Below are 26465 nucleotides of genomic sequence, written 5' to 3'. Positions count from 1 at the left end.
CGGCTTCCCACGGTGCGCACTCGCCTCAGCGCCTGGTCGCGGTCAGCACTTCCAGGGTCACCGGTTCGATGAAACATCCGCCCGGGTCGATCGCCAGCAATGTGTCGGTGACCAGCTGTTCGAAAGCGGCCCGCCGGTCACCGAGAAGCCGGTACAGCGGCAACGAGGTGGAGTAGAGGTACCCGATCGCCTGCTCGATCGTCCACGAACGCTGAAATTCGTGGACCACCCGGTGCACATGCGGGAAGGACGATCGAGCCAGGATGTCTTCGTGCGACTCCTGGCCCTCGGCGGGCGTCGTCCTACCCGACCACTGTTCCGGCGGCAGGAAACGGCACTGGACCTCTTCGATGGCTCGCTGCCACGTGGTAGCCGGACGCACGAGACAGCTGTCGTTGGCGAGCACGATCGCGCCGTTCTCCTCGAGCATGCCGGACAGGGCCGCCAAGACTTCCGCACGGTCCATCCAATGGAACGACCGGCCCATGGTCACCAGCCGGAAGCGGCCGAGCCCAGCTGGTAGATCCGCCGAACCGCCTTGCGTCCACGCGACGTTCGCAACCCCGGCGGCTTCCGCACGGCGGGCGGCTTCGACGAGCATCGTGGGTTCGGGATCCATGCCCACCGCGTCGGCCATGTGCCGCGCGAGCGGGACGGTGAGTTGGCCTGTGCCGCAGCCCAGATCGAGGAGGCGTCCGGCGCCGTCGAGACGCAGGCGCCGGACGAGCTCGTCGAAGAACCGCCGCGGATAGTCCGGCCGGTAGCGCGCGTAGTGCCAAGCGGTTCCGGCGAACAGGTCGTCTGTGATCCCGTCGGCTGCTTCGGTCATGATCGGCCCCCCTTCGTCCCGGAACTCGTCCGGGAGCGACACGGAGACTCGATAGTAACCTCAGTCGCCGCGGTCGCCCGCCAGCGCCAGATGACGATCGGTGGCGGTCTCGGTGATCGCGGTGGAGATCTTGGGCAGGGCGTAGGGGTGGTTGCGGCCGAGCCAGTCGAGCATTTCCTCACGGACCGCGCAGCGCAGGTTCCACACGTCGTCGGCGTCGGCGGCCGACATCGTCGCGCGCACCACGATGTTCGTCGGCGTGCTGTCGGTGACCTGCAGACCCCAGGCGCGACCGTCCCAATCCGCGCGCGTTCGCAGATACTCCTGCAAGTGCTCACGCAAAAGCGGCACCGGTGTGCTGTGGTCCAGGTACAGGAAAACCGTACCGGTGATCTGCGGCCCGCCACGCGACCAGTTCTCGTACGGCTTGTTGTTGAAGTAGGAGACCGGCATGGTCAGTCTGCGGTCGTCCCAGATCCGGACGGTGAGGAATGCGAGGGTGATCTCCTCCACGATGCCCCACTCTCCCTCCACCACAACGGTGTCCCCGATCTTGACCGAGTCCCCGAACGCGATCTGCAATCCGGCGATCAGGTTGCTCAGTGTCGACTGGGCGGCGACACCGGCGATGATGCCGATCACCCCCGCCGAGGCCAGCAGCGAGGTGCCCAGGGTCCGCAGGCTCGGCACCAGCAGCAGGATCACGACGGCGGCGGTCGTGACCACCAGGACCGAGGTGACGATCCGGCGCACCAGGCCGAGCTGGGTGCGCAGTTGCCGAACCCGCGTGATGTCCTGGGTGCGCCGGGCATACGAGCGCAGCGTGTTCTCCGCGACCGCGTCGGCGGCACGGATGACGCCCCATGCCGCTGCCATGATCGCCGCCGTCGCCAGGACGGTCCTGATCATCGCGTCCTGGCGCAAATCCAGGTGGGCCAACGGGTAGGTGGCATGCAAGGCCATCGCGCCGAGCAACACCTGCACAGGCAATTGCACCCGGCGCAATAGAGTGGGAAGTTGGTTGCCCGGGCGTCTACGGGCGCTGTAACGCAGTAAGCGATCGAACAGCAAACCGGCCGTCACGGTGATGGCCACCGTACCGAGAAGCACGATGAGCGGCCGTAGTATTTCCTCCAACGGATCGAACTCCTTCTCCTCGTCCACTCACCCTGCCGCGGTGCAGAACTTTTCGCCGCATCGGTAGCGCATCGCCAGTATTCTCGAGCGCACGATGCCGCTCAGCTCCCGCGTAGGTGAGTGCAATGCTGAGCTTCCTGCTCCAGCGAAGCGGGCCTTCAGCTGGTCCCCGCTCTTCGCCGGGTGGCGTTCCTACAGGAGCGCCAGCGCGAGGCTCAGCACCGTCAACACCAAAACCCATGCCGCGATGGTCCATTCGACGGGCAGCTCCGTGCCGGGATAGCCGCTGCCGCCGCGTCGGGCGGCGCGATACTGCGAGCGCGAGGCCGAGATGGACATGACATCCTCCTTCGGTCGATTGCGTCATTCGGGCGCATACCCGGTTTCTCCGTCGATCGTCGCCACGCCCGTTGTGGCGAATGCCACCCCCGGCCTGTGCTTCGAGCGCAAGCCGTTGTCCGGCATGGATTCTCGGCCCGCGGTGGAGCCGACCAACGCGTCATTGCCGACCGGAACGGCTGCGGTAATGCAGGTCGTCCAGTGAGAGGGGCGGAACGTATCGGGTCACCAGCGTGCGGTCCCACCACGCTCGGGTGCGAGCCAATTCGCGAGGTGTGGTGAAGCGGTAGAGATACAGTTGCGCCCGGACGAAGCGCGGTGCGGCCTGCGGGAACGGATTGTTCCGTAGCAGTCGCAGCGTGGCCGCGTCGTTTTCCAGCAGTCGTGTCAAGAAGGGGCCCAGCCACGACTGCGCGTAACGCGGTGAGGCGGCGGCGAACCACATGAGCCAGTCCAGCCGCAAATGGTACGGGGCCCATTGGCGCGGGAGCCGGCGCGGATCACCGGGCTTGCCCTTGAACTCGTATTCCTTCCACCGCGTCCGGTCGGTGACGGCCGGCTCGTCGGTGCCTTCCACGACCACCTCGTAACGGGTGCGGCCGATACTGCCGAACGCTCCGTAGGTGTTGACCAAATGATAGGGGTCGAACGACCGGTTCATGGCCTGATGACTCGAGATCAGATTGCGGGCGGGACGGTAACTCAGGAAGACCACCGACGCGGCGAACGCGATGACCAGGCCGGTGAACCACGCCGGCGGTCCCGGCAGCGACGGCGCTGCCGGCACCGGGAGCACCGCCGAGGCCGCGGACCCACTCACGGCGCTGCACGCGAGAACGATCGTCAGCCAGTTCAGCCAGGCGAAATTGCCCGACAGCACCAGCCACAGCTGGGTGATGACGACGACGGCCGCGGCGATACTCGCCACCGGCTGCGGCGCGAACAACCCGAAGGGCACGACGAGCTGCGCGAAGTGGTTGCCCAGTACCTCCGCCCGGTGCAGCGGCTTGGGCAAATGGTGGAAGAACCAGCTCAGCGGCCCCGGCATCGGCTGCGTCTCGTGGTGGTAATACAGGCAGGTCAGATCGCGCCAGCACCGGTCACCGCGCAGTTTGATCAGTCCGGCGCCGAACTCCACCCGGAACAGCAACCAGCGGGCGAGCCACAGCACCAGCACCGGCGGCGCGGTGCGGTCGTTGCCGAGGAAGATCACCAGGAACCCGCATTCCAGCAGTAGTGACTCCCACCCGAACGCGTACCAGTCCTGCCCGACGTTGACGATCGACAGGTAGAGCACCCACAACAGCGCCCACATCAGCATCGCTGCCCATAGCGGCACCAGATCGGCGGCGCCGGCCACCATCGCCGCGGCCAACGCCGCACCGAACCACGACACGACGGCGAAGAACCGGTCGGAATAGTGGACATGGAAAATGCTCGGCGTGCGCCGGAAGGAGCGCCGGGCCAGCCAGCGCGGCACGGGCAGCATGCCGTGCTCCCCGATCAGCGCCCGGAATTGGCGGGCGGCGACCACGAAGCCGATCAGATAGACGGCTGCGACACCGCGAGTCAGCAGCTGCCTGCTCAACCAATATTCGGATGCGGTGAACCAGTCCATGCCCGCAACTCCTCCGACCGCGGACCTTCGTTCCCATCCGGGCGCATACCCGGCCCGGCGGCAGGGAAACCGCTACTACATCGGGTACAGGCTGTGCTTGCGCGGGTTGTGTTCGGCAGCCGCCTCTTTGTCCCGCAGGAGCTGCAGCGCGTGCCGTATTTCCAGCCGGGTCCGGGAAGGTTCGATGACGGCGTCGATGTATCCGCGTTCCGCCGCGATCCACGGCGTCGCCACGGTAGCGTTGTACTGGTCGATCATGAACTCTCGTACGGCTGCGCGCTGCTCCTCCGGCACCTGTGACAGCTGACGTCTGCCCGCGATGTCGACCGCGCTCTCCGCACCGATCACCGCGATGCGGGCGGTGGGCCAGGCGAGGCTGATGTCGGCGCCGAGTTGCTTGCACGCCATGAAGCCGTACGCGCCGCCGTAGGACTTGCGCACCACCACGTTGATGATGGGCACGGTCGCCTCGATGATCGCGCGGAACACGCGACCGCCGCGGACGATGACACCGTTGCGCTCCTCCTCCACGCCGGGGAGCACGCCGGGAGTGTCGACCACGAACACCAGGGGAATGCCGAAGGCATTGCACAGCCTGATGAAATGCGTTGCCTTGTCAGAGCATTTCGCGTCGACCGCGCCGCCGAGAACCAGCGGCTGGTTGGCGACGACACCCACGCTGCGGCCGTCCACGCGCGTGAAGCCGGTGATCAGATTCGCCGCGGTGGCCGAACGGATCTCGTGGAAATCGCCGTCGTCGAAGATGCGCAGCAGGATCTCGTGCATGTCGTATCCCTCGCGGTCGGAGTCCGGGATGATCGACTCGAGCTCGAGATCGGTGGCGGTGATCTCGGGTTCCAGACCCGGGTTCACGATCGGCGCCTGCTCCAAGCAGCTCGACGGCAGGTAACTCAGGTATTTGCGCGCCCAGTCGAACGCCTCCTGCTCGGTGGCGGTCACGTGATGGATCGTGCCGTTGCGCGCCTGCACGTGGGCGCCGCCCAACTCCTCCGCGGTCACGTCCTCGCCGGTCACCGTCTTGATCACCTCGGGTCCGGTGACGAACATGTAGGAGTTCTCGGTCGCGACGAGCACGTCGGTGTTCACCGGGCCGTACACCGAACCGGCGGCGCACTTGCCGAGCATGATGGAGACCTGCGGAACGAACCCGGACAGCCGTTCCTGGCGTCGGCTCATGTGCGCGAACCAGGCCAGCGAAGTCACCGCGTCCTGGATCCGGGCGCCACCGGAATCGTTGATCGCCACCACCGGGCACGCCTTCTCGAAGGCGAACTTCAGGATGTGGGCGACCTTCCGGCCGAACATCTCGCCGACCGAGCCGCCGTAAACCGTCTGGTCGTGCGCGATGACCACGACCGGCCGCCCGTCGATGCGACCGTGCCCGGTGACCACTCCGTCGCCGTACTTCGCGTCCGGCGCTCCCGGCGTGCGCGCGAGTGCGCCGATCTCGACGAACGTTCCCGGGTCGAGCAGCGATCGCACCCGCTCGCGGGCGCTGGGGATGCCTTTGTTCTGTCGTTTCGCGATACCGGACGCACCGGCAGGCTCCTCGGCGATCGCGAGGGTGCCCCGCAACTGCTCCAACTTCTCGCGCGTGCCGACCATCCGAAACTGCCTCTCGACCTCACTGGCTGTTGCGCAGACGATAGGGGGCTGGACGGCGAACGCCGTGGCGCCGAGTCGATTACTGGGTAGCTCACAACGCGCGGACGGCCGCGTTGGCACGGTGCCCTATGGATCGGCCCGGCATCGCGTGGGCGATCTCCGCCGTGATCCGACCGGGTCCGAGACTTCCCTTGCGAGCTGGCAGGATTCGGTGCATGAGTTTCACCGGGGACGATGTCCGGGCCTTCGCGCTGTCGCTACCGGAGACATCCGAACAATTCACCTGGGGGATGCCGACCTTCCGGGTCGCGGGCAAGCTGTTCCTCACCCTTCCCGAGTCCGAGACCTCGATGGCGGTCCGCTGCCCCATCGCCGACCGCGACGAACTCGTCGTCGCCGAACCGGACAAGTTCTGGATCGCCGCGCACGAAGCAGGCAACGCCTGGGTCCGTGCGCGGCTGACCGCCCTCGACGACCGGGAGGAACTCGAAGCCATCGTGCACGACTCGTGGCGGCAGGCCGCACCACGGCATCTGCTCGACGACGCCGGGTGACCTGCTCGACGCCCCGGCGTCAGCGTGCGCGGCGGCGGCGTGGCCGTGGCGCGAGTTTCAGACCGAAGAGCAGATCGGTATTGCGGACCGGTGTCGATTGTTCCGACTTCCGGAGCAGTCCCGCTTCGCGGATCCAGCTGTGATGCCAGTGGTACAGATCCGGCAGCGTCACCTCGCACGCCGCGGCGAGCCTGCGGAGGCGGAAACCCGCTCCGCCGATGGCGCCGGCGAACAGCTTGGTGCTCGGTGTGGGGCGTGATTCCTGGTGGACGCGGGCTTCGTACAGCAGAGGCCGCGCCGACGGCGGAATCACCCACACATACAGGTCCGGAGCGTGGGTGTAACCGATCGGGCCGTTGAAGATCAGCGCGTCCGCGGCGAGCGCGACGCAGGGGATCGCGTTGAGTTCCATCGCGGTGGCGCCGGTGAAGAGCGCGGTGACGATCGCCGCCGCGTCCACCGGATCGGCGGTCCTGGCCCGGACCCGGGCGACCAGGTCGTCATCGATCGGGACCGTCGTCAGCCCCGGCCCGACCGAGTAGGCCAGGTCCGGCGGCAGATCCAGGCGCATCCCGTGCAGCAGGAACGCCGCTTGGGCGCCGCGCAGGCGCGTGATCGTGTGCCCGCGGCTGGGGCTGTCGGCGACGAGGCCGCCGAGGAATCGGTACAGGCTCAGAATGTCGTTCCACTCGTCCACCAAACCGGCGCCCTGCTGGAAGCGGTCCGGCACGCTGAGGCGAGGTTGCAGCACCGAGAGCATGTATTCGGCCAGGCCTGCCCCGCGCGGCCCCAGCCAGCTGCCGACGCCGTTCTGGTTCAGGTCGTGCCTGCACGATCGCCCGGTGTGTTCGGCCAGCCACCGGCAGGCCAGCTGGATCCCGTCGGCGTAGACGGCGTCGATGCGCGCGAATTCTTCCGGTGGCAGGCTCCGGTAGGCATCGGCCCGGAAAGTGGTGACGTCCCCGTCGGAGATCTGCGGCAGCAGCCCGCCTCCGGCCGCTTCGGGAAGCGTGATGATGCGGGACTGCCGGTAGTTGATCTCCCCATACCCCACGTGCCTGGTCGGTGGCTCAGGGCCATCGATCCGGGTGGTCGGCGGATCAGGGACATCTATGCGCGTGGTCGGCGGGTCGGGAACATCGACGCGTGTGGTGGTCGGGTCGGATACCTCGACGTGGGCGGTCGGCGGGTCGGGAACCTCGATGTGGGCGGTCGGCCGCTCGGGGACATCGATGCGTCTGGTGGGCGCGGACGCACTGCGGCGGTCCTCCAGCCACCGCCACAGGTCCTCCTCCGGCACGCCCATCCGCTGCGAGCTCGATCGCACCTGGTCGGCGGAGAGTTCGTTGTGTTCGTCGAGCTGAGCCAACCTCTCCAGCTCGGACGGACGCAGCGTGGGCACGCTTGCGTCGGCCACAGCCACAACCTCCCGGATTACTGAACCGGTGCATCACACGGGTTCGCGACATCAGTTGCAGAGCATTCGATCACGTACCCGCCGGTAAGGCGGGGAATTCAACCGAGTTTCGGATGTTGTCTACGTCACCGACAACTTCTCCCTCTAGCGAAATCGTCGCGTGCGGAATGCATTCTGCCTAGTCATCATGTCTGTCGGCAGCCGCGACGGAAATACGTGAGCGCTGCCGACATCCGGAAAACCTAGGTGGTTTTGTCTACAGCGCTGGACACCGCCATTTCGGCATACGCCCGATCGCCGACGGCGTCGGCACGGGAACCGCGCGCCACTCCCACGCACGCCACGACCACCAGGCCGATACCCGACCACTGCGCCGCCCGCATCTGCTCGCCGAGCAACAGCAGCCCGACGCCCGCGGCCACCACGGGTTCCAAACTCATCATGACGCCGAACACCGCGGGCGTGATCCGGCGCAAGGCCGCCATCTCGATGGCATGCGGCAGCAGCGACGAGAGCACGGCCAACGCCGCCGCGGCCGCCAGGAACACCGGATCCGTCAGCGCCACAGCGTCATTCGCGACCACCACCGGCACGGCGAGCAGTCCGCCGAGGCCCATCGCCAACGCCAGTCCGTCGTGTCCGGCGGTGTGCCTGCCCACCACGGCGCTGCACGTGATGTAAGCGCCCCATCCCGCACCGGCAGCCGCCGCGAACAGCACCCCGCTCCACGAGACCGGCCCTTCGCTGTCGACCAACAGCAGAACGCCCGCTCCGGCGAGCGTCACCCACAGCGCGTCGCGGGTGCGCCGCGACCCGATCATGGCGACGGCGAGCGGACCGATGAAGTCGATCGTCACCGCCATGCCCAGCGGGATGCGGTCCAGGGCCGCATAGAAGCACAGGTTCATGCCCGCGATGGCCACGCCGAGCCCGGCGACCGGCAGCAGCGCCCTGCGCTCGAGCCGCGGCGACGGCCGCCACAGCAGCACGGCGAACACGCCCGCGAGCATGATCCGGCCGCACGCGACCGTTACCGGCGACGCGAGTGTGAACAGGTGCTTGGCGATGACCGCGCCGAGCTGGATGCTGACCATCGCGGCGACCACGAGCACCGGGCTGGGCACACCTCCGCGCGGCGGGATCAGCCGCGGCGCGAATCGTAGAGAGGCGTCCTCGGCGGGACTGATGACCACGTAGTACTCCGTTCCTGAACACGCCTGTACCCGGGGCCGGCGCGCGTTGTCGGACGCCGGCGGATCCGCTGCACGGCCCGACTCGGCGCGTCGATTGATCTGTGGCAGAGCGGTTGTCGGCTGCGTCAGCGCCGAACAGACGTGGACACCCACCGGTCGGGTACCCGCGCTGGCGCTGGGACGTAACGAGCCGACGGCTCCGAATTTGCGGTCGCCACAGATATCCGTCGAATTGTGCGGCGAGAGCCGAACAAATCGGACAAACGTGACCGGCTTCGGTGATTTGCGCGCTGCGTGCACCCCTGCTTCACAGCGGAGAACGTAAATGCGCCGAGCAACGAACAGTGAGCCGATCGATTGCCGGAATCCAGAAACAATGTTGCGAAATGCGTCCCGCGCTGTGGACTGCGGCACAAGGTACAGCGGTGATCGATCAATGCGCCCTTCGTCCGCCCGCCGGCGGCAGCACGCGACAGCGTCTGCTCCGGCCGGAAGGCGGGCAGCGCCACTAGCGGGGACGCCCGTCGTGACCTGATCGAGAGCGAATTCTCAGCGTTCACACAACGGACTCTCGCCAAGTCCAAATACTGATGCGGTGTCCTTGAAGGGTGCTGGTCGGCAGCACTCAGAGCCCAGCTACGAGGAGACCAGTTCGTGTTTACCGGTACCACCGCGAGCATGCCGCGGATCCACACACCGCGGCTGGGCGGAACGACCGGCGCTTCGGCCAGTCGGCGCGCGTCACGGTCGATCAACGCCGACGCGGTGGCGATCGAGACCGACGCCGTGACCGGAGCGACGGCGTACGTCGTCGCCGACGGCGTCGGAGATCATCTGCTCGGAGCCCGCGCGGCACGCACGGTCGCCGCCGCGGCGGCGCGCTCCGCCGCCGCCGACGGAGCGCGCGCGGGAATTCTCGCGGCCCAGGAGGAACTCCTGCGCGAGGTCCCGGAGCCTTCGGCCGACAGCGTGCTCGTGGTCGCGGTGCTTCCGGCCGCCGATCAACCCGATGGCCCCTGCGAGGTGGCGTGGGTCGGCGACTGTCGCGCGTATCGGTGGAACGGGCGAGTGTTGCACCAGATCACGACCGACCACACCGTAGCCGAGCTGTACCGCACCCGCGGGCTCGCCTCCACCCCGCGAATGGATCATCTGGTCACCACCTCGGCGCGCACCGTGCGGCCGGACGCGATCGGATACGCCGCCACCGGCTCGAGCACGGGCAGACTGCTGCTGAGCACCGACGGCGTACACAAGCCACTCGGCATAGCCGCGGTCAAAGCCATCCTCGCGCAGGGCGACGCGGCTCCCACGATCGCGAACACTTTGGTGGATGCCGCCCTCCTGGCCGGTGGAAGGGACAACGCCACCGCACTGGTCGTGGACCTGCCTTTCCGGCCGGGGGGCACCCACGGTGGGTGATTCCGGGACCGTTCGCGACGCGCGGAACAAATGTCGAAATGCTATGAATCGACGTCGCCGGGGCGCAGTATGTCGCTGTGGAGCTGACAGCCGTGCGCATCGACAAACCGGATGATCTCAACGTCGTCATCGGACAGTCCCATTTCATCAAGACCGTCGAAGACCTGCACGAGGCGCTGGTCGGAGTCGGTCCGCACCTGCGCTTCGGGCTGGCGTTCTGCGAGGCCTCCGGACCGCGCCTGGTCCGCCGCTCCGGCAACGACGACGCACTCGTCGAGCTCGCCACCAAGAACGCGGTCGACATCGGTGCGGGACACTCGTTCATCGTCTTTCTCCGCGAGGGCTACCCCGTCAACGTGCTGAACGCCGTGCAGCAGGTCCCGGAGGTCTGCGGAATCTACTGCGCCACAGCCAATCCCGTCGAGGTTCTGATCGCGGAAACCGAACTCGGCAGAGGAATCATCGGCGTGATCGACGGTTCGCCGCCGCTCGGCGTGGAAGATGCCGACGACCAGGCGGCCCGGAAGCAGCTGTTGCGTCAGATCGGCTACAAACTGTAGGACCGCTGCCCCGCCGGTTCGTCCGGCGCGCACCGATGGTCGGCGCACCGGCTGGGCCCGGAATCCCGCAAGCGATCCGGGCCCGCGCCGGATACCTCAGCCGAGTTCCGCCAGTTGCGGGACGGCAGGCGCCATGCCGTCGATCCATGCCGCCGGTGAGCCTGTGGTCGGAGTGACGATGGCCGTCTCGATGCCGAGTTCGGCGTAGTCGGCCATCTGCCGGACGAATTCGTCGCGGTTTTCCGGGCTCGGCCGCGGGTTGTTGGCGATGATCGTCTTACGGATCTCGTCATAGTCGCGGCCGACGTCATCACAATGCCTGCGCAGCACGTCGAGTTTGTGCTCGACGTCCCCGGGCGAGGAGCCGAACAGATTGCAGGCGTCGCCGTACTGCGCGACCAACCGCAGCGTCTTGCGCTCTCCCCCGCCGCCGACGAGCACCTTCGGCCGGTTGATGGGCTGCGGCGAGCACAGCGTCTCGGCCAGCTGGTAGTACTTCCCGTCGAACGGCCCGTTGTCCTGCGGGTCCCACATCTGGCGGCAGATGCGCAGCGTCTCCTCCAGCCGCTCGAACCGTTCGGCGGTCGGCGGGTACGGCACACCGAGCCCGCGGTGCTCGCGCTCGAACCACGCGGCGCCGATCCCGAGGACCGCCCGGCCGCCCGAGAGGACGTCGAGGGTGGTGACGATCTTGGCGAGCAGACCGGGGTGACGGTAGGTCACGCCGGTGACGAGCAGTCCGAGGTCGATGCGCGAAGTGTGCGCGGCCAGATAGCCGAGGGTCGTGTACCCCTCCAGCATGTTCGCCTCCGCGGGCAGGCCGGTCGGCTCTATCTGGAAGTAGTGGTCCATGAACGACAGCCACGTCGCGCCGGATTCTTCCGCCGCCGCGCCCACCCTTGCCAGCTCACCGGCGATGGCGGTGGTGCCACCGTCGATATCGAAGATTGGTATGTGAAAACCGAGCTCCATGAAGTGATCCCTTCTGCTGGACAACCCTGTATGAGCGCACCCTAAGCGCTGGAGTGCGCTCCAGGTCAAGCAGCGGATCGATCGGGTTGTCAACCTGCGACCGGGCGCGGATACGGGCTGTGCATCGACAGCCAGCGGATGTCGAGATCCCGTTCGAGGTAGTCCATGCGCTTGTCCCAGAACGCCCGCATGTGCGGCAGGGCCAAATGACGATCGAGATCTTCCTTGGACCGCCATACCTCGTAGAAGACGAACGTGCCCGGCCGGTCCTTGTCCTCGTGGAAGTGATACTCCAACGAACCTTCTTCGGCGCGCGTGGGCTCGACGAAGGACAACAGCAACTCACGCAGTTCCGCCGCGCGCTCCGGTTTGGGGTGGGCGAAACCGACGAGGACGTAGGGCGCGTGATCAGGTACGAGATTTTTCATACCTCGGACGCTAGCGGCCACTGAGGTACGATGCAAGACGTACCTATGGAGGAGGTTCGCCGTGCCCGGCAGCGATCAGCCCGCACCGGAGGAGATGGAACTCGGTTCGGTGTTCGCCGCGCTCGCCGATCGGCATCGCCGCCAGGTGATCCTCACGCTCCTCGCCGAGCCCGACGGCACCGAGCGCCATTGCAGTTCGTTCGGCCTCCCGGTATCGAAAGCGACACTCACGCACCACTTTCGGGTTCTTCGCCAGGCCGGGCTGATCCGTCAGGTCGATCGCGGCAACAGCAATATGGCCCAACTACGCAGAGCCGAACTCCAGCACCGATTCCCTGGCTTGATCGAGTTGCTCCGCGCGGAAATTCCGGACCAGAGACGCAAGCGCTGCCATCCCGCCCCATAGGCCGAGCCACGAGGGCCGTCGCCACATTCGATCAGCTCGCGCGCTCGAAATCGCCGGGCCGCCAAGTCTGGTCGAACGCCGCTTCCTCGGGTCCGTAGATGCGCAGATAGGCGAACCATCCGCGGCCGGGGACGGTTTGCAGCCAGCGGGTCTCGTCGCCGTCAGGAGGAATGGGGCCGAAGTGCAGCCGCACGGGGCCGTCGGGCGGGAGGTCGCACAACTCGAACAGCGACCGGAGGGCGGCCTTGCCCTGGTCGGCCTGGATCTGCGAGCGGGTCTGCGCGTCGTAGACCGTCACGGACCAGAACAGCCCGGCCGGCACCGGCCGCGGTATATCGAGGGTATAAGTGGCACTACCGTCCAAGTAATCCCCTCGCCCGTCCCGCATGGCGAGCCAATACAGCGATCCGCCGCCCACCTGCCGCCGGAACATGGCCGGTGAGGCGATGATCGCTTGGGCGAACCACCGGTCGCGCGCTTCGAGGTCGAGACCGGAGGCGGTCCGGAAGTCGCCGTTGTCGGCGACCAGTCCCACCCATTCCCAGCGACGGTCCGGCCAGGCCATGCGGTCCGGCCGGCCACTGGCGAACGCGGAAACGAGCAATTGACCGCGCCCGGTCCGCGCCGCGGCCGTCAACAGCGCCGCGGACCGGCGGTCGGGCGCGAACCGAACGCCTCGCTCGAGACCGATCGCCCCGAGCAGCCCATACATCGGCAAGAACTCCGGCACCACCGGTTCCGTCTCGAGAATCCCGTGCAGCACCCGCCAGTAAGAGATGTCGGCTTCCCAGCACAAACAGGTGGAGTCCATAGCCAACTCGGTGGTGTCGATGATGTCCAGCACCGCGCCCGCCTCCTCGAGCGGATGCACCCGGACCGCCCGCAGCGCATCCATCGCCTCGGCCAGGTCGCCACCGAGCGGCAGCGCGCGCACGGCGAGCAGCACTTTGAAGGACGCGGATCGCCCGACGTGCGCCCGATCCGGCAGCGCCCCCGCGTAGCCGGGAGGAACGATGACGTAAGTGCCGCCCTGCCCTCGGTCCGGCCCGGGAATGCCGAGATCGGTGATCCACCGTTGATGATGATCGTCGACCAGGCCGATGTACGGTCCCGGCGGAAGCTCGACCACCATCGGCCCCGCCGACAGATCCAGCACCGCGGCGCCATACGGGGTATCGGAATTCAGAGTGAACCCGACATGCCGCGGCCCGGTCGAGGCGATTCCGACCGCGCGGTTGTCGTTCAGTCCGAGCTCCCTGTTTCCGTTGAAAATTCCTTCCATCGATACGGTCGGATACCAGAACCGGTACGCGACCACGGCGCGCTGGAACACGCTGTCGTCCCATGCCCGAGTCGCGGACGACCCGATCGGATAGCCATTCGCGAACTCGTACCGGTTGTCCACCATCGCCGGGGCCGTCATTTCCTGGACGGTGCCACCGCCGTACCGGGCCGACATCACCCGAATCGGGTGAAAGCCTTGCCGAGCAGCCGGATCGCCAGTGCCGCAGGGTCGGTCAGACCGCGGCCTCAGGACGGTCGGACAAGCCGAGGCGCAGGTGTTCGCTGTGGTAGATCGCCTCGTCCAGCAGTTGGGCGACGTGGTTGTCGTAGAGGCTGTAGACGATGCTGCGGCCGGTGCGAGTGCCCGTGACCAGACCCAGATTGCGCAGCAGCCGAAGCTGGTGGGAGACGGCGGACTGTTCCATGCCGATGGCGTCGGCCAGCGCGCTCACCGGCAGCGGCCCTTGGCGCAGTTCGGTGAGGATCATCAAGCGGCTCGGTGTGGCCAGCGCCTGCAACGTGGTCGCCACATGGGTGGCCGATTCGGGATCCAAGCGCACGGCAGGGCGGTCCCTGCCTTCGACGCCGTGTCCCATGACTGAACAGCATACTCTAGGAACAAATGAAGACATGTTCATGTGTTCTGGTATGGTTCGGGCCGTCTGTTCGTTGCTGTTCTGGAGGTGACCCGTGGCCGCGCCGACGCTCGCGCCGACTCGTCCGACTCCGCCATCCGGTCGCGTGCCCGTGCGCCGGACCCGGCTGTTCACCCTGCCCGAAGCCCGTTGGGCCGCAGTGGCCGTGGTCTTCTTCTGCGCCGGGCTGGCGGTGCCGCTGACCGATGGCCCCCAGTGGCTGCGCTGGGGCCTGTACCTGGCCTGCTACGCCGCAGGCGGCTGGGAACCCGGGTGGGCCGGCTTACAGGCTCTCCACGACAAGACGCTCGACGTCGACCTGCTCATGGTCGCCGCGGCGATCGGAGCGGCGGCCATCGGCCAGATCACCGACGGCGCGTTGCTGATCGTCATCTTCGCGACCTCCGGCGCCCTGGAAGCGCTGGCCACCGCCCGGACCGAGGACTCGGTGCGCGGACTGCTCGACCTCACACCCGACACCGCGACCCGGGTCGCGCGCGACGGCGAGGAAGAGACGGTCCACGCCACCGAACTGCGCGTCGGAGACGTCCTCGTGGTGCGGCCCGGGGAGCGGATCGCCGCGGACGCGACCGTCCTCTCCGGCGGCAGTGAGGTCGATCAGGCCACCATCACCGGCGAACCGTTGCCGGTGAACAAAATCCAGGGCGACGAGGTGTACGCGGGCACCCTCAACGGCACGGGGGCCCTGCGCATCCGCGTCGTGCGCCGCGCGCGGGACTCCGTGGTAGCGCGCATCGCGGCCCTGGTCGAGCAGGCGGCCCGAACCAAAGCGCGCACACAGCTTTTCATCGAGAAGGTGGAACAGCGCTACTCCGTCGGCATGGTCGCGGTCACCCTCGCGGTGTTCGCCATCCCGCTGCTGCTCGGTGACAACGTGCGGCGAGCGCTGCTGCGAGCGATGACGTTCATGATCGTCGCCTCCCCCTGCGCGGTGGTGCTGGCCACCATGCCGCCCCTGCTGGCGGCCGTCGCCAACGCGGGGCGTCACGGTGTCCTGGTCAAATCCGCGGTGGTCATGGAAAAGCTCGGCGCCACCACGCACGTCGCCTTCGACAAGACCGGCACCCTGACCCGCGGCATCCCGGAACTCGCCGAGATCCGCTGCCTGGACCAGCGATTCACCGACGCCGAGGTGCTTCGGCTCGCCGCCGCGGCCGAGCACCCGAGCGAGCACCCCCTCGCGGCGGCGATCGTGCGCGCGGCCCGCACCCGAGAGCTGCGGCTGCCCGAGGTCACCGAATTCACGGCCCACCCAGGTCGCGGCGTGACCGCCCGTGTCGGTGACCGTCTCATCGGCGTCGGCTCCCCCGCCGCGTGGGAACCCACCCGCGACGCCCACACAACTGTCGACGCCTTCCACGCGAGCGGCTACACCGCCGTGGTCGTGACCTGCGAGCACGAACCGATCGGAGTGCTCGCACTGACCGACCAGCTCCGGCCCGAAGCGGTCGCGGCCGTGCGCGCGACGACCGCGCTGACCGGCAGCGCGCCGATACTGCTGACCGGCGACAACACCGCCACCGCCGATCGGCTCGCCGAATGTGTCGGCATCACCGACGTCCGGGCGGAACTGCTGCCCGACGACAAGATGATCGCGGTGCGCGAGTTGCAAGCCGGCGGGCGGAAACTGACCGTGGTCGGCGACGGCGTCAACGATGCCCCTGCGCTCGCCGCGGCCGAGGTCGGCATCGCCATGGGCGGCGCCGGATCCGACCTGACCCTGCGGACCGCGGACGCCGTCGTCGTGCGCGACGACCTGACCACGATCCCGGCGGTGATCGCGTTGTCCCGGCAGGCGCGACGGGTGGTGATCGCCAACTTGGCCATCGCCGCCACCTGCATCGGCGTGCTGGTCGTCTGGGACCTCGCCGGGACCCTGCCGCTCCCCCTCGGCGTCGCCGGGCACGAGGGATCCACCGTCCTCGTCGGGCTCAACGGGCTACGCCTGCTCCGCCGGGGTGCGTGGGAGCGAGCTGCCGGATCACGGGAGTGACAGCGACCTCCGTCGCAGTGCGGAAACGAATCCCGCACTGCGACAGCGCGTCCGGCTAGTCGGCGCGAACCTCGCCGCGGTCCCCGCTCCACAGCGTGTGGAACTTGCCTTCGGCGTCCACCCGCTCGTAGGTGTGCGCACCGAAGAAATCACGCTGCCCCTGGGTGAGCGCGGCCGGGAGACGCTCGGCGCGCAGGGCGTCGTAGTAGGACAGCGACGAAGCGAACGCGGGCACCGGAATGCCGAGCAGCGTCGCGGTGGCCACGACGCGGCGCCAGCTGTCGATGGCCGTCTCGATCGCCTCACGGAAGTACGGTGCGAGAATCAAGCTCGGCAGCGCCGGGTTCTCGTCGTAGGCGTCCTTGATCCGGTTGAGGAACCGGGCGCGGATGATGCAGCCGCCACGCCAGATCGTCGCGAGATCACCCGGGCGCAAGTTCCAGTCGTATTCGGCGCTGCCCGCGGCGATCTGGTCGAAGCCCTGCGCGTAGGCGACCACCTTCGAGGCGTAGAGCGCCTGCCGGATGTCCTCGGTGAACCGCTCCACGTCGGTGGGCTTGTCGGCCAGCCGTCCGGAAGCCAGACCCCGCGCGGCCTTTCGCTGCTCGCGCGAACCGGACAGCGCCCGCGCGAACACCGCTTCGGCGATTCCGGTCACCGGCACGCCGAGGTCGAGCGCGGACTTCACCGTCCAGCGCCCGGTGCCCTTCTGCTCCGCCGCGTCGACGATCACGTCGACCAGCGGCTTGCCCGTCTTCGCGTCGACCTGGTTCAGCACCTCGGCGGTGATCTCGACCAGGTAGCTCTCCAGGTCGCCGGAGTTCCACTGGGTGAATACGTCCGCGATCTGTTTGGCGTCGAAACCGAGCGCGTCGCGGAACAGGTGGTAGGCCTCACCGATCAACTGCATGTCGGCGTACTCGATGCCGTTGTGCACCATCTTGACGAAATGTCCGGAGCCGTCCGGGCCGATGTGGGTGCAGCAGGGCGTTCCGTCGACCTTCGCCGCGATGGATTCCAGCAGCGGCCCGAGCGAGTCGTAGGACTCCTTGGGGCCGCCGGGCATGATCGCGGGGCCGTTGAGGGCGCCCTCCTCGCCCCCGGAGATCCCCGCTCCGACGAAGTTCAGCCCGCGCTCGCGCATCGCGGCTTCCCGCCGAATGGTGTCGGTGTAGAGGGCGTTTCCACCATCGATGATGATGTCGCCCGGCTCCATCGCGTCCGCGAGTTCCTCGATGACCGTGTCGGTCGCGGCGCCTGCCTTCACCATGATGAGCACCCGGCGCGGCTTCTCCAGCGCGGCGACGAACTCCTCGATCGTTTCGGTCCGCACGAAGTCGCCGTCGTCGCCGTGGGCCTCGAGCAGTGCGTCGGTCTTGGCGATGCTGCGGTTGTGCAGCGCAACGGTATAGCCGTTCCTGGCGAAGTTCCGTGCGATGTTGCTACCCATGACCGCCAGACCGGTGACCCCGATCTGTGCGCGCGCTGTAGAGGTCGGCATCAATCAGCTCTCTTCGTTCGGCAGGGCGGCGCGTCCGCGCGAAGCTGTTCGGCGGCGGCATCGTGGCGTCCGTTCCACGACGCTTCAGACCTTACCCACCCCGCCGGTGCGGGCTCGGAGCGCATCACGAGCCGCTCACGTGACCATACGGGCGTCGGCGCGTACGCGACTTCACGTCCCGGCCGGCACGGGACCGGAGACCAACCGGTCACGAATCTCGGCGAACGCGTCGGCCAACTGGTGGATGCCCGGCGTCTCCACGGGAAAATGCCCCGCCGCGTCGAGCACGACCAGGCGTTTGGGAGCGGCGATCCGATCGAAGAACGACTGGCTCAGCGCCAAGGGCGTCCACCGATCGGCGCCGGGGTGAACCAGCCATACGGGGCAGGAGGTGAAATCCTCCGGTTCGAGACCGGGATCGGACCGCAGATAGGTTCGCAGGAATCCCAGTGGCATCCAGGCGCCACCGCCGTGGGGATCGGCCGAGACGACCCGGGTCAGCTCGGGATCGTTCGATATCGCGGACATATTCGCGAGCAACCGCATCGGGATTCGCAGATCGTCGATCGCGGGCACCAGCAACCGTGTTCCGTACCGACCCAGCCACGGGCGACGGGCGACCGCCGCGCGAACTCGCGCCAGCCGTGGGTCGAGCAGACAAGTGGCCGCGAGCGCGTCCACCATGCCGGTGCGGGCCGCCACCGTGTACGCCAGCATCCCGCCCACGCTCGCCCCCACCAGCACCAACGGCCGCGAATCCGCCGCCTTGACCGCACGGACCAGATCGTCGACGCAGTCCACCCAGTCCGCATACCGGATCGCGCGGGACGACGGGACGCGGGTGTGGCCGTAGCCGGGCAGGTCGGGGACCCGCACGTCGAAACCGCGCGCCGCCGCCAGCGCCGCGAACGGCCACATCGCCGCGGCATGACCACCGGCGCCGTGGATCAAGATCATCCGAACGTCCGCGTCCGGCCGGTGGACCCGTTCGATGTGGACTTGATGGCCGCGCCACGACCAAGTGCTCGACTGGGGCCGAAAATCCCAGCTCCGGCGTAGGTCATCGGGGAGAAAGGCGAGGTAAGAAGCGTGCATGTGACAATAATTCGAGCAATCCTCGGTTTTGCCAACTCGACTTCAGGACGCCATGTCGACACCCAGGAAAATCCCGCGCCAGCAGCGGTCGGAGTTCACCTTCGACGCGATCCTCGACGCCGCTGCTCGACTTTTCCAGCAGCACGGTTACGCCGCGACGACGACCAACAAGATCGCCGAACTCGCCGGCGTCTCCATCGGCACCCTCTATCACTACGTCCCCGACAAGGACGCACTGCTCTACTCACTCGCCGAACGGCACCTGCGGCACGCTTCCCAGGCGCTGCTGGAAACGGCCGGGCGCCTGCGTGCCGAACAGCCGCCTCTGGTCGACACCATCCGGCAACTGGTCGTCGCCGTGACGCGGTTGCACACGGCTCAACCGGATATGCACCGGCTGCTCTTCGATCAGGCCCCTCGCACCGCCGCGGGTGTCGAACGCCTCCGACAACTCGAACGGGTCCTCGCCGACGAAGTGGAATTCCATCTGCGCCGCCTCCAGGTCGGCGGCGACGACCCGGGGTTGACGGCATTGCTGCTCGTGCAGGCGGTGGAGGCGCAGATCCACGGCGCGGTCCTCGATCCGCCGCCCGGCCGCACCGCCGACGAATGCGGCCGGGCGATCATCGATCTCTGGACCCGGGCGCTCACGCCGCCCACGGACCCCGGCCGGGCGGCGGCCGAGTCATCGCGAATCGGCCACCAGTGACCCGGCGCCGAGACCGCCCGCGATCAGCGCATCCGCTCCCCGGTCACCGTAAGCGATGCGCTCGAGCAGATCCAGCGCCTCGCCGACCTTGTGCAACTCACCCGTCCGCAAACTCTCCGACAACGCTTGCGCCAGCGCGTCGTTCGCGGACGCTTGATGTCCGCACACCCACGCGCGGCCTTCGTCGGTGAGAGTCAGATTCACCCGGCGTCCGTCGTTCGGGTCGCGCACACCGATGATCAGACCCTGGTCGCGCAAGCCGTCGACCACGTTGCGCATCGTCTGCGGCCGCAGCATCTCCAGCCGCGCCAAGTCGACCGCGGCCATGGCGCCGTATCGGTGCAGCCGTCCTAAGACCGCCCACTGCGTCGCAGACAGCCGCCGTTCGTCGGGATCTCTCCGGGCGCGCCGCAGGATGACGGTCGTCGCAATGCGCAGCCGGGCCGCGATGGTGGACAGTGCTGTGGCGTCCGCGGTGTCAGCGCTCACGGGCGGGCTCCCTCTGCTTACCTGGTGGGACAACGATCCCCGGGCTGGTGATAGCTGCGGGAAGCCTACTCGACAGTAGGACATCGGCGTGGCCCGTGACGAAATCGTCATACGGACCGGTGGCCGCGACAGATTCCCACGGCCCACCAGCTATCGGGTCGACCCCGGGGGGCGGCCCGATAGCCGGTGCGGACCGCCCGATGCGCGACACTGACCGCGATGGGCACACAGGCGAACAGCGGACAACCACGGCGGAGACCACCGCATCGACGAGAGATGATCCTGGCCGCCGCGGTCGACGCCTTCACGCACGGCGGCTATTACGGCACGACGATGGCCGACATCGCGGCTGCGGTTGGCATCTCGGCGACGGCGTTGTATCGACACTTCCGCAACAAACAGCAACTTTTGGGCCAATGCCTGCTGGTTGGCCTCGACGACACCTTGAACCGGCTGGACGCCGCATATCGCGCCGATGACTCCGGCGGCGCGGTAACGGCCGAGTTGGTCCGGGTCGCGCTGGAGTTGCGCGGCCTGCCGCGGCTGTGGCAACTGGAGTTCCGCAATTTGACCGCCGCCGACAAGACCGCGGTGCTCGTCCGCGCCGCGCGGCTCACCCGCTACCTACGACACACGATCCACTTACGCCGACCCGAACTGAGCACGGCCGATGTCGAATTGCTGAGCTGGTGCGTGCTGTCGATCGCGGTCAGCCCCTCCTATCACCGCGCCGAGTTGCCCGCGCCGGCCGCCGCGCAAGTGCTCGACGCCGCCGTCGCGGCGGTGATCACGACCCGGATGCCCGAACACCCGAACGGCCACGCGCCGAGCCGGCCACCGCGCACCGAGATCGGCAACACCGCACTGGACCGAGCGCTGCGCTCGGAGCGAATGCTCGCCGAGGCGGCGCGGCTGTTCAGCACCCGCGGTTACGCCGCGGTGGGCATCGAGGACATCGGTGCGGCCGTCGGCGTCACCGGACCCGCCCTGTATCACCATTTCTCCAGCAAGGCGGAGTTGCTGGACCAGATCGTCCGGCGCCAGGACGAGTGGCTCCGACTGCTGCTCGCCCGAGCGATCGCCGAGGGCCGCAGCGCCGAGGAGTCCCTGCGCTCGCTCATGCGCAGCTTCGCGCAATTGGGCGTCGACGAACCCGACCTCTTGGCGATCACGGTCAGCGAGACCCGGCATCTTCCTGGCGACGGGGTGCAGCGCTACCGGAGGGTGCGCCTCGACGGCATCGCCCAGTGGGCCCGCATGCTGCAGGCGGTGCGGCCGGATCTATCCGCGCCCGTCGCGCGGGTGCTCAGCCGCGCGATCGTCACCGTCGTCATCGATGCCGTACGCAATCCCCGCTTCCGGCGGCGCGCCGATCTCGTCGACGTCCTCGTAGCCATCGGGGAGCGGATCGAAACGGCGGGAAATCCCGGCCGCACCCCCTCGCAGTGATTTATACCACTTAGCGAGCATTAACTTAGCTGCGCCAATTACGTGCTAGCAGCGGATTGAATGCCGTTGGACATCCGACCATCTACTTAGTGGTTATTAACATAAGATTGCTTTCGCGTCATCGGTGCCGCACAGTGTGCCGTGGGTGAGCACCTATCCGTGCGCCCGCCGAATCCCTCGCCGGTACACCGGCCGTTTCTCGAAAGGCCCTGGCTCGTGAGCCATTACAAGAGCAACGTGCGTGACCTCGAGTTCAATTTGTTCGAGGTGTACGGACTCGACGACATCCTGCGGACCGGAGCGTTCGGGGACCTGGACGGCGACACCGTGCGATCGATGCTGGCGGAGGCCGCGCGCCTGGCCGAAGGGCCGGTCGCCGAACCGTATGCCGAAACCGACCGCAACCCGCCGGTTTTCGATCCGGCCACCCACTCGGTCAGCCTGCCGGAGTCGTTCAAGAAGGCGGTGCGCGCCTGGTACGACGCCGAATGGTGGCGCGTCGGCAAGTCCGAGGCGGTCGGCGGAGTGCCCGCCCCCTCGATGGTCAGCTGGGCCATCAGCGAATTCGTGCTCGGGGCGCAGCCCGCGGCCTACATGTATCTGACCGGGCCGATGATGGCCCACATCATCGACGGCATCGGCACCGAGCAGCAGCGGCGCTGGGCGCGATTCATCACCGAACTCAACTGGGGCGCCACCATGGTGCTGACCGAGCCCGACGCCGGTTCCGACGTCGGCGCCGGTCGCACCAAGGCGATCGAGCAGGAAGACGGCACCTGGCACATCGAGGGCGTGAAGCGGTTCATCACCTCCGCCGACGCCGACGACCTGTTCGGCAACATCGCCCACCTGGTGCTGGCCCGCCCCGAGGGCGCGGGACCGGGCACCAAGGGCCTGTCGCTGTTCTTCGTACCGAAGTTCCACTTCGACCACGAGACCGGTGAGCTGGGCGACCGCAACGGCGTCTTCGTCACCAACGTCGAGCACAAGATGGGCCTGAAAGCGTCCGCCACCTGTGAGCTCACCTTCGGCGGCCACGGCATCCCGGCCAAGGGCTGGCTGGTCGGCGAGGTGCACAACGGCATCGCGCAGATGTTCCACGTCATCGAGGAAGCTCGGATGATGGTGGGCACCAAGGCCATCGCCACCTTGTCGACCGGCTACCTCAATGCCCTCGAATACGCGAAGAGCCGGGTGCAGGGCAGCGATCTGACCCAGATGGCGGACAAGTCCGCACCGAAGGTGACCATCACCCGGCACCCCGACGTGCGCCGGTCGCTGATGATGCAGAAGGCCTACGCCGAAGGCCTGCGCGCGGTATACCTGTACACCGCCGGTCACCAGAACGACGTTGTCGCGCAGCACATCTCGGGGGCGGATGCCGAGCTGGCCGCGCGGGTCAACGACCTGCTGCTTCCGATCGTCAAGGGCGTCGGCTCGGAGCGGGCCTACCAGTACCTGACCGAGTCGCTGCAGACCCTGGGCGGTTCGGGCTTCCTGCAGGACTACCCGATCGAGCAGTACATCCGCGACGCGAAGATCGACTCGCTCTACGAGGGCACCACCGCGATCCAGGCGCAGGACTTCTTCTTCCGCAAGATCGCCCGCGATCGCGGCGTCGCGCTCGCGCACATCGCGGGCAAGATCCGGGACACGGCGCAATCCGGCGTGGGCAACGGCAGGCTCAAGACCGAGAAGGTGCTGCTGGCCACCGCGCTGGAGGATGTCCAGGACATGGCGGGCCGATTCACTCAGCACCTGATCGCCGCCCAGCAGCAACCCACCGAGTTGTACAAGATCGGACTGAATTCCGTCCGGTTCCTGCTCGCCGTCGGCGATCTCCTCATCGCCTGGCGTCTGATCGTCGCCGCCGAGATCGCCGCCGCGGCCTTGGATGCCGAGCCGGGCGGCGGAGACCGCGCTTTCTATGAGGGCAAGATCGCCGTCGCGTCGTTCTTCGCCAAAACTGTCCTGCCGCACCTCAGCGCGGAATGGTCGGTCATCTCCGACGTCGACATCAGCGTCATGGATCTCGACGAAGCCGCATTCTGACACCCTCGGCGATCACCGTCGCACCGGCCGCCGCATCCGACGATGCGGCGGCCGGTCGGCTTCCGCCACTGACAGTCGCGCCCGCGTCGTCTAGCATTTGACTCACGTCGCGATAGCGGATGGGCGAGGAACCGATATCGGACGCTCCGGTGGCGTCGACTTCCGACGATGAGGACCCACCCGGCTCCGCGGCAGTACTTGATTGCGCAGTGCCACCAGCGGCACCGCTCGTCGACGCAGTGGCATCGCACGCGTTCATTCGGACAACCAGGCTGGCGGTGTCCAGTCCATCCGCAGGACGGAGGGCGGGTAGATGTCACTGGAAGAATACAAACGGGGAACGGCTTTTCCCGGAATCATCGGGCGAACGACGGATGTGTCGAATCCCGCATGGCCGCAACCGGTACGGGCGGCTCCCGGCGCACCGAACTTGGTGTTCATCGTGCTCGACGACACCGGATTCGGACAGCTCGGGTGTTACGGCAGTCCCATTTCCACGCCGCATTTCGACGCGTTGGCCGCAGGCGGACTGCTGTACAACAATATGCACACCACCGCGTTGTGCTCACCGTCGCGTTCCTGTCTCATCACCGGGCGTAATCATCACGCCAACGCCATGGCGGGCATCACGGAGATCGCCACCGGGTATCCGGGCTACAACGGCAACATCCCATTCGAGAACGGATTCCTCTCGGAGATGCTGTTGCAGCACGGCTACAACACCTACATGGTCGGCAAATGGCATCTGGTGCCGTCGGAGCAGGAATCCGCCGCAGGCCCGTACGATCGTTGGCCGCTCGGGCGGGGCTTCGAGCGGTTCTACGGCTTCCTCGGCGGCGACACCAGCCAGTGGTATCCGGATCTGGTCCACGACAACCATCAGGTCGAGCCGCCCGCCACCCCGGAAGACGGCTACCACCTGACCGCCGATCTGGTGGACAAGGCGATCTCCTTCATCGCCGGTGCCAAGCAGGTCGCCCCGGACAAGCCGTTCTTCTTGAACTTCTGCACCGGCGCCACACACGCGCCGCACCACGTGCCGAGGGAGTGGGCGGACCGTTACCGCGGCCGATTCGACGGCGGCTGGGACGCCTATCGCGAATACACGTTCGACCGGCAGCGCGAGCTCGGTGTCGTACCACCGGACGCGCGGCTTTCCCGCCGTGATCCGGATGTGCCCGAATGGGCCGCGCTGTCCGCCGACGCACGCCGCCTGGCGGCACGAATGATGGAGGTCTACGCCGGATTCCTCACCCACACAGACCACCACATCGGACGACTGCTCGACTTCCTCGACCAGATCGGGGAGCTCGACAACACCCTGCTCATGCTCGTGTCCGACAACGGCGCCAGTCCGGAGGGCGGGGTCACCGGAACCACGAACGAACTGCAATTCTTCAACAACGCCCCGGAACCGATCGAGGACAGCCTGCGCGCCATCGACGAGCTGGGCGGTCCGACCACGTTCAACCACTATCCGTGGGGTTGGACCTGGGCGGGCAATACCCCCTTCCGACGATGGAAGCGCGAAACCTACCGCGGCGGCGTCAGCGATCCCTTCCTGGTCCACTGGCCTCGGGGCATCACCGCACAGGGCGAGATCCGAACCCAGTACGCGCACCTGATCGACGTCGTTCCCACCGTTCTCGACGCTTTCGGCCTCGAACCGCCGGACACCATCAGGGGCGTATCCCAGTCCCCCTTGCACGGTGTCGGTTTCGCCCACACTTTCGACGATTCCACCGCCGCGACCCGGCACCACACGCAGTACTTCGAAATGCTCGGCCACCGAGCCATCGACCACGACGGCTGGCGGTCCGTGTGCCCCTGGCCGGGCCCGTCCTTCGCCGAAGCGGACCGGCCGTTCGGCACGCCGATCACGGCCGATGATCTCCGCCGGCTCGACGCCGACGATTGGGAGCTCTACCACGTCGCCGAGGACTTCGCCGAGACCCGTGACCTCGCCGCTGAACGTCGAGACAAGCTCAACGAGATGATCGCCCTGTGGTATGTGGAAGCAGGCCGCTACGACGTGCTGCCGATCGACGGCAGCGGATTGCAACGCCTGCTCGCCGAGCGCCCGCAGATCACGCCCGCGCAGACCCGATACACCCTGCGCCCGGACACCGAGACGCTGCCTGCGGCCGTCTCGCCGCGGGTGCTGAACCGCCCGCACAGCGTCACCGCCGAAGTGGAGATCCCGTCCGGCGGCGCCGAGGGCGTCTTGCTGTGCCAGGGCACCAATGCCGGAGGCTGGACCTTCTTCGTCGCAGACGGCCACTTGCACTACGCCCACAACTACGTGCGGCGCACCGTGCACCGCGTCGCCTCGACACGAACCATCCCGGAAGGCCGCCACGAATTGCGCTTCGAGTTCGAACCCACCGGCGCACCGGATTTCGGCAATGGCAAGGGCACCCCTGGCATCGCCCGGCTCTACATCGACCGCAGCCCGGCAGGCGAAGCCGATTTCCCGTTCATCACGCCGGTCGCGTTCAACCCCGGTGGGATGACCTGCGGCGCCAACCCGGGCTCCGCGGTGGTGCCCGACTACCGGCCGCCCTTCCGGTTCACCGGCACGTTGCGCACGGTCGTCGTGGATCTGTCCGGAGAACTGACGACGGACGCCAAGAGCGAGATGCGCATGCACATGGCTCGGCAGTAACCGATACGCCCGCCGCGCTCTCTATCTCTAGTACCCGGGTCGTCGCCACACCCGCGACAGTGGGATCCGGC

At 67.6% G+C, this 26465-nt stretch carries 23 protein-coding genes; 9 read left to right on the top strand and 14 right to left on the bottom strand.

The window, feature by feature from the left end; genetic code table 11:
- Positions 1-25: 25 nt before the first annotated feature.
- The 5 genes from ABZW96_RS16525 to ABZW96_RS16505 form a co-directional block, all read right to left on the bottom strand.
- Positions 26-829: a class I SAM-dependent methyltransferase gene (locus tag ABZW96_RS16525; RefSeq protein WP_355075383.1), complete on the bottom strand. Its 804-nt coding sequence runs from the start codon at positions 827-829 to the stop codon at positions 26-28.
- A gap of 60 nt (positions 830-889) precedes the next feature.
- Positions 890-1993, bottom strand: a complete 1104-nt coding sequence (locus tag ABZW96_RS16520) for a mechanosensitive ion channel domain-containing protein (protein ID WP_355075382.1) — start codon at positions 1991-1993, stop codon at positions 890-892.
- Between the two features lie 165 nt (positions 1994-2158).
- Positions 2159-2305 carry a hypothetical protein gene (locus tag ABZW96_RS16515; protein WP_355075381.1) on the bottom strand — a complete coding sequence of 49 codons (147 nt, stop codon included), beginning with the start codon at positions 2303-2305 and terminating at the stop codon, positions 2159-2161.
- Positions 2306-2465: 160 nt separating this feature from the next.
- A complete protein-coding gene (locus ABZW96_RS16510; protein ID WP_355075379.1) occupies positions 2466-3923 on the bottom strand; it encodes a lipase maturation factor family protein in 1458 nt (485 codons plus the stop codon).
- Between the two features lie 75 nt (positions 3924-3998).
- Complete coding sequence (locus tag ABZW96_RS16505) at positions 3999-5549, bottom strand: acyl-CoA carboxylase subunit beta (RefSeq protein ID WP_355075377.1); 1551 nt, start codon at positions 5547-5549, stop codon at positions 3999-4001.
- 215 nt (positions 5550-5764) lie between these two features.
- Here ABZW96_RS16505 and ABZW96_RS16500 point away from each other — a divergent pair, with 215 nt between their 5' ends.
- Positions 5765-6103, top strand: a complete 339-nt coding sequence (locus ABZW96_RS16500) for an MmcQ/YjbR family DNA-binding protein (RefSeq protein ID WP_355075375.1) — start codon at positions 5765-5767, stop codon at positions 6101-6103.
- Positions 6104-6122: 19 nt separating this feature from the next.
- On the opposite strand, the gene ABZW96_RS16495 is transcribed toward ABZW96_RS16500, so the two are convergent.
- Positions 6123-7520, bottom strand: coding sequence for a hypothetical protein (locus tag ABZW96_RS16495; RefSeq protein WP_355075373.1), 1398 nt, complete (start codon positions 7518-7520; stop codon positions 6123-6125).
- A gap of 242 nt (positions 7521-7762) precedes the next feature.
- Entirely contained in the window at positions 7763-8713 is a 951-nt protein-coding gene (locus ABZW96_RS16490) for an EamA family transporter (protein WP_355075371.1), read from the bottom strand.
- 654 nt (positions 8714-9367) lie between these two features.
- Here ABZW96_RS16490 and ABZW96_RS16485 point away from each other — a divergent pair.
- Positions 9368-10135 carry a serine/threonine protein phosphatase gene (locus ABZW96_RS16485; RefSeq protein WP_355075370.1) on the top strand — a complete coding sequence of 256 codons (768 nt, stop codon included), beginning with the start codon at positions 9368-9370 and terminating at the stop codon, positions 10133-10135.
- 77 nt (positions 10136-10212) lie between these two features.
- Positions 10213-10695 carry an adenosine-specific kinase gene (locus ABZW96_RS16480; RefSeq protein ID WP_355075368.1) on the top strand — a complete coding sequence of 161 codons (483 nt, stop codon included), beginning with the start codon at positions 10213-10215 and terminating at the stop codon, positions 10693-10695.
- Positions 10696-10791: 96 nt separating this feature from the next.
- On the opposite strand, the gene ABZW96_RS16475 is transcribed toward ABZW96_RS16480, so the two are convergent.
- The gene (locus tag ABZW96_RS16475) at positions 10792-11667 is read right to left on the bottom strand and encodes an LLM class F420-dependent oxidoreductase (protein WP_355075366.1); all 876 of its coding nucleotides are present in this window, start codon (positions 11665-11667) and stop codon (positions 10792-10794) included.
- 89 nt (positions 11668-11756) lie between these two features.
- Positions 11757-12095: a putative quinol monooxygenase gene (locus tag ABZW96_RS16470; protein ID WP_355075364.1), complete on the bottom strand. Its 339-nt coding sequence runs from the start codon at positions 12093-12095 to the stop codon at positions 11757-11759.
- A gap of 61 nt (positions 12096-12156) precedes the next feature.
- On the opposite strand from ABZW96_RS16470, the gene ABZW96_RS16465 reads away from it, so the two are divergent.
- Complete coding sequence (locus ABZW96_RS16465) at positions 12157-12501, top strand: helix-turn-helix transcriptional regulator (RefSeq protein ID WP_355075362.1); 345 nt, start codon at positions 12157-12159, stop codon at positions 12499-12501.
- 31 nt (positions 12502-12532) lie between these two features.
- Here ABZW96_RS16465 and ABZW96_RS16460 read toward each other — a convergent pair whose 3' ends face one another.
- Positions 12533-13924 (bottom strand): DUF1214 domain-containing protein, encoded by a 1392-nt coding sequence (locus ABZW96_RS16460; RefSeq protein ID WP_355075360.1) that lies wholly within the window; start codon positions 13922-13924, stop codon positions 12533-12535.
- Between the two features lie 94 nt (positions 13925-14018).
- Positions 14019-14381: a metalloregulator ArsR/SmtB family transcription factor gene (locus tag ABZW96_RS16455; RefSeq protein ID WP_355075358.1), complete on the bottom strand. Its 363-nt coding sequence runs from the start codon at positions 14379-14381 to the stop codon at positions 14019-14021.
- 94 nt (positions 14382-14475) lie between these two features.
- Between ABZW96_RS16455 and ABZW96_RS16450 the strand changes: the two genes are divergently transcribed.
- Positions 14476-16434, top strand: coding sequence for a heavy metal translocating P-type ATPase (locus ABZW96_RS16450; protein WP_355075356.1), 1959 nt, complete (start codon positions 14476-14478; stop codon positions 16432-16434).
- A 55-nt stretch (positions 16435-16489) separates the two neighbouring features.
- On the opposite strand, the gene gndA is transcribed toward ABZW96_RS16450, so the two are convergent.
- Both gndA and ABZW96_RS16440 read right to left on the bottom strand, forming a co-directional pair.
- Complete coding sequence (gene gndA, locus ABZW96_RS16445) at positions 16490-17935, bottom strand: NADP-dependent phosphogluconate dehydrogenase (protein ID WP_355075354.1); 1446 nt, start codon at positions 17933-17935, stop codon at positions 16490-16492.
- Positions 17936-18106: 171 nt separating this feature from the next.
- Positions 18107-18892, bottom strand: coding sequence for an alpha/beta hydrolase (locus ABZW96_RS16440; RefSeq protein ID WP_355075352.1), 786 nt, complete (start codon positions 18890-18892; stop codon positions 18107-18109).
- 190 nt (positions 18893-19082) lie between these two features.
- Here ABZW96_RS16440 and ABZW96_RS16435 point away from each other — a divergent pair, with 190 nt between their 5' ends.
- Positions 19083-19739, top strand: coding sequence for a TetR/AcrR family transcriptional regulator (locus ABZW96_RS16435; RefSeq protein ID WP_355075350.1), 657 nt, complete (start codon positions 19083-19085; stop codon positions 19737-19739).
- Here ABZW96_RS16435 and ABZW96_RS16430 read toward each other — a convergent pair.
- Positions 19716-20228 (bottom strand): MarR family transcriptional regulator, encoded by a 513-nt coding sequence (locus ABZW96_RS16430; protein ID WP_355075348.1) that lies wholly within the window; start codon positions 20226-20228, stop codon positions 19716-19718. The two genes, ABZW96_RS16435 and ABZW96_RS16430, sit on opposite strands and share 24 nt — an antisense overlap.
- A gap of 219 nt (positions 20229-20447) precedes the next feature.
- On the opposite strand from ABZW96_RS16430, the gene ABZW96_RS16425 reads away from it, so the two are divergent.
- The 3 genes from ABZW96_RS16425 to ABZW96_RS16415 all read left to right on the top strand — a co-directional run bounded on the left by ABZW96_RS16425 (position 20448) and on the right by ABZW96_RS16415 (position 26394).
- Complete coding sequence (locus ABZW96_RS16425) at positions 20448-21677, top strand: TetR/AcrR family transcriptional regulator (RefSeq protein WP_355075346.1); 1230 nt, start codon at positions 20448-20450, stop codon at positions 21675-21677.
- A gap of 216 nt (positions 21678-21893) precedes the next feature.
- Complete coding sequence (locus ABZW96_RS16420; protein ID WP_355075344.1) at positions 21894-23729, top strand: acyl-CoA dehydrogenase; 1836 nt, start codon at positions 21894-21896, stop codon at positions 23727-23729.
- Between the two features lie 313 nt (positions 23730-24042).
- Complete coding sequence (locus ABZW96_RS16415; RefSeq protein ID WP_355075343.1) at positions 24043-26394, top strand: arylsulfatase; 2352 nt, start codon at positions 24043-24045, stop codon at positions 26392-26394.
- Positions 26395-26465 lie beyond the last annotated feature (71 nt).

Origin of the sequence: Nocardia sp. NPDC004168, from assembly GCF_040610355.1 — a bacterium.
Classification (GTDB): Bacteria; Actinomycetota; Actinomycetes; order Mycobacteriales; family Mycobacteriaceae; genus Nocardia; species Nocardia sichangensis.
Note: the sequence above shows the minus strand (reverse complement) of the source record. Positions and strands in the feature narration are given on the sequence as shown.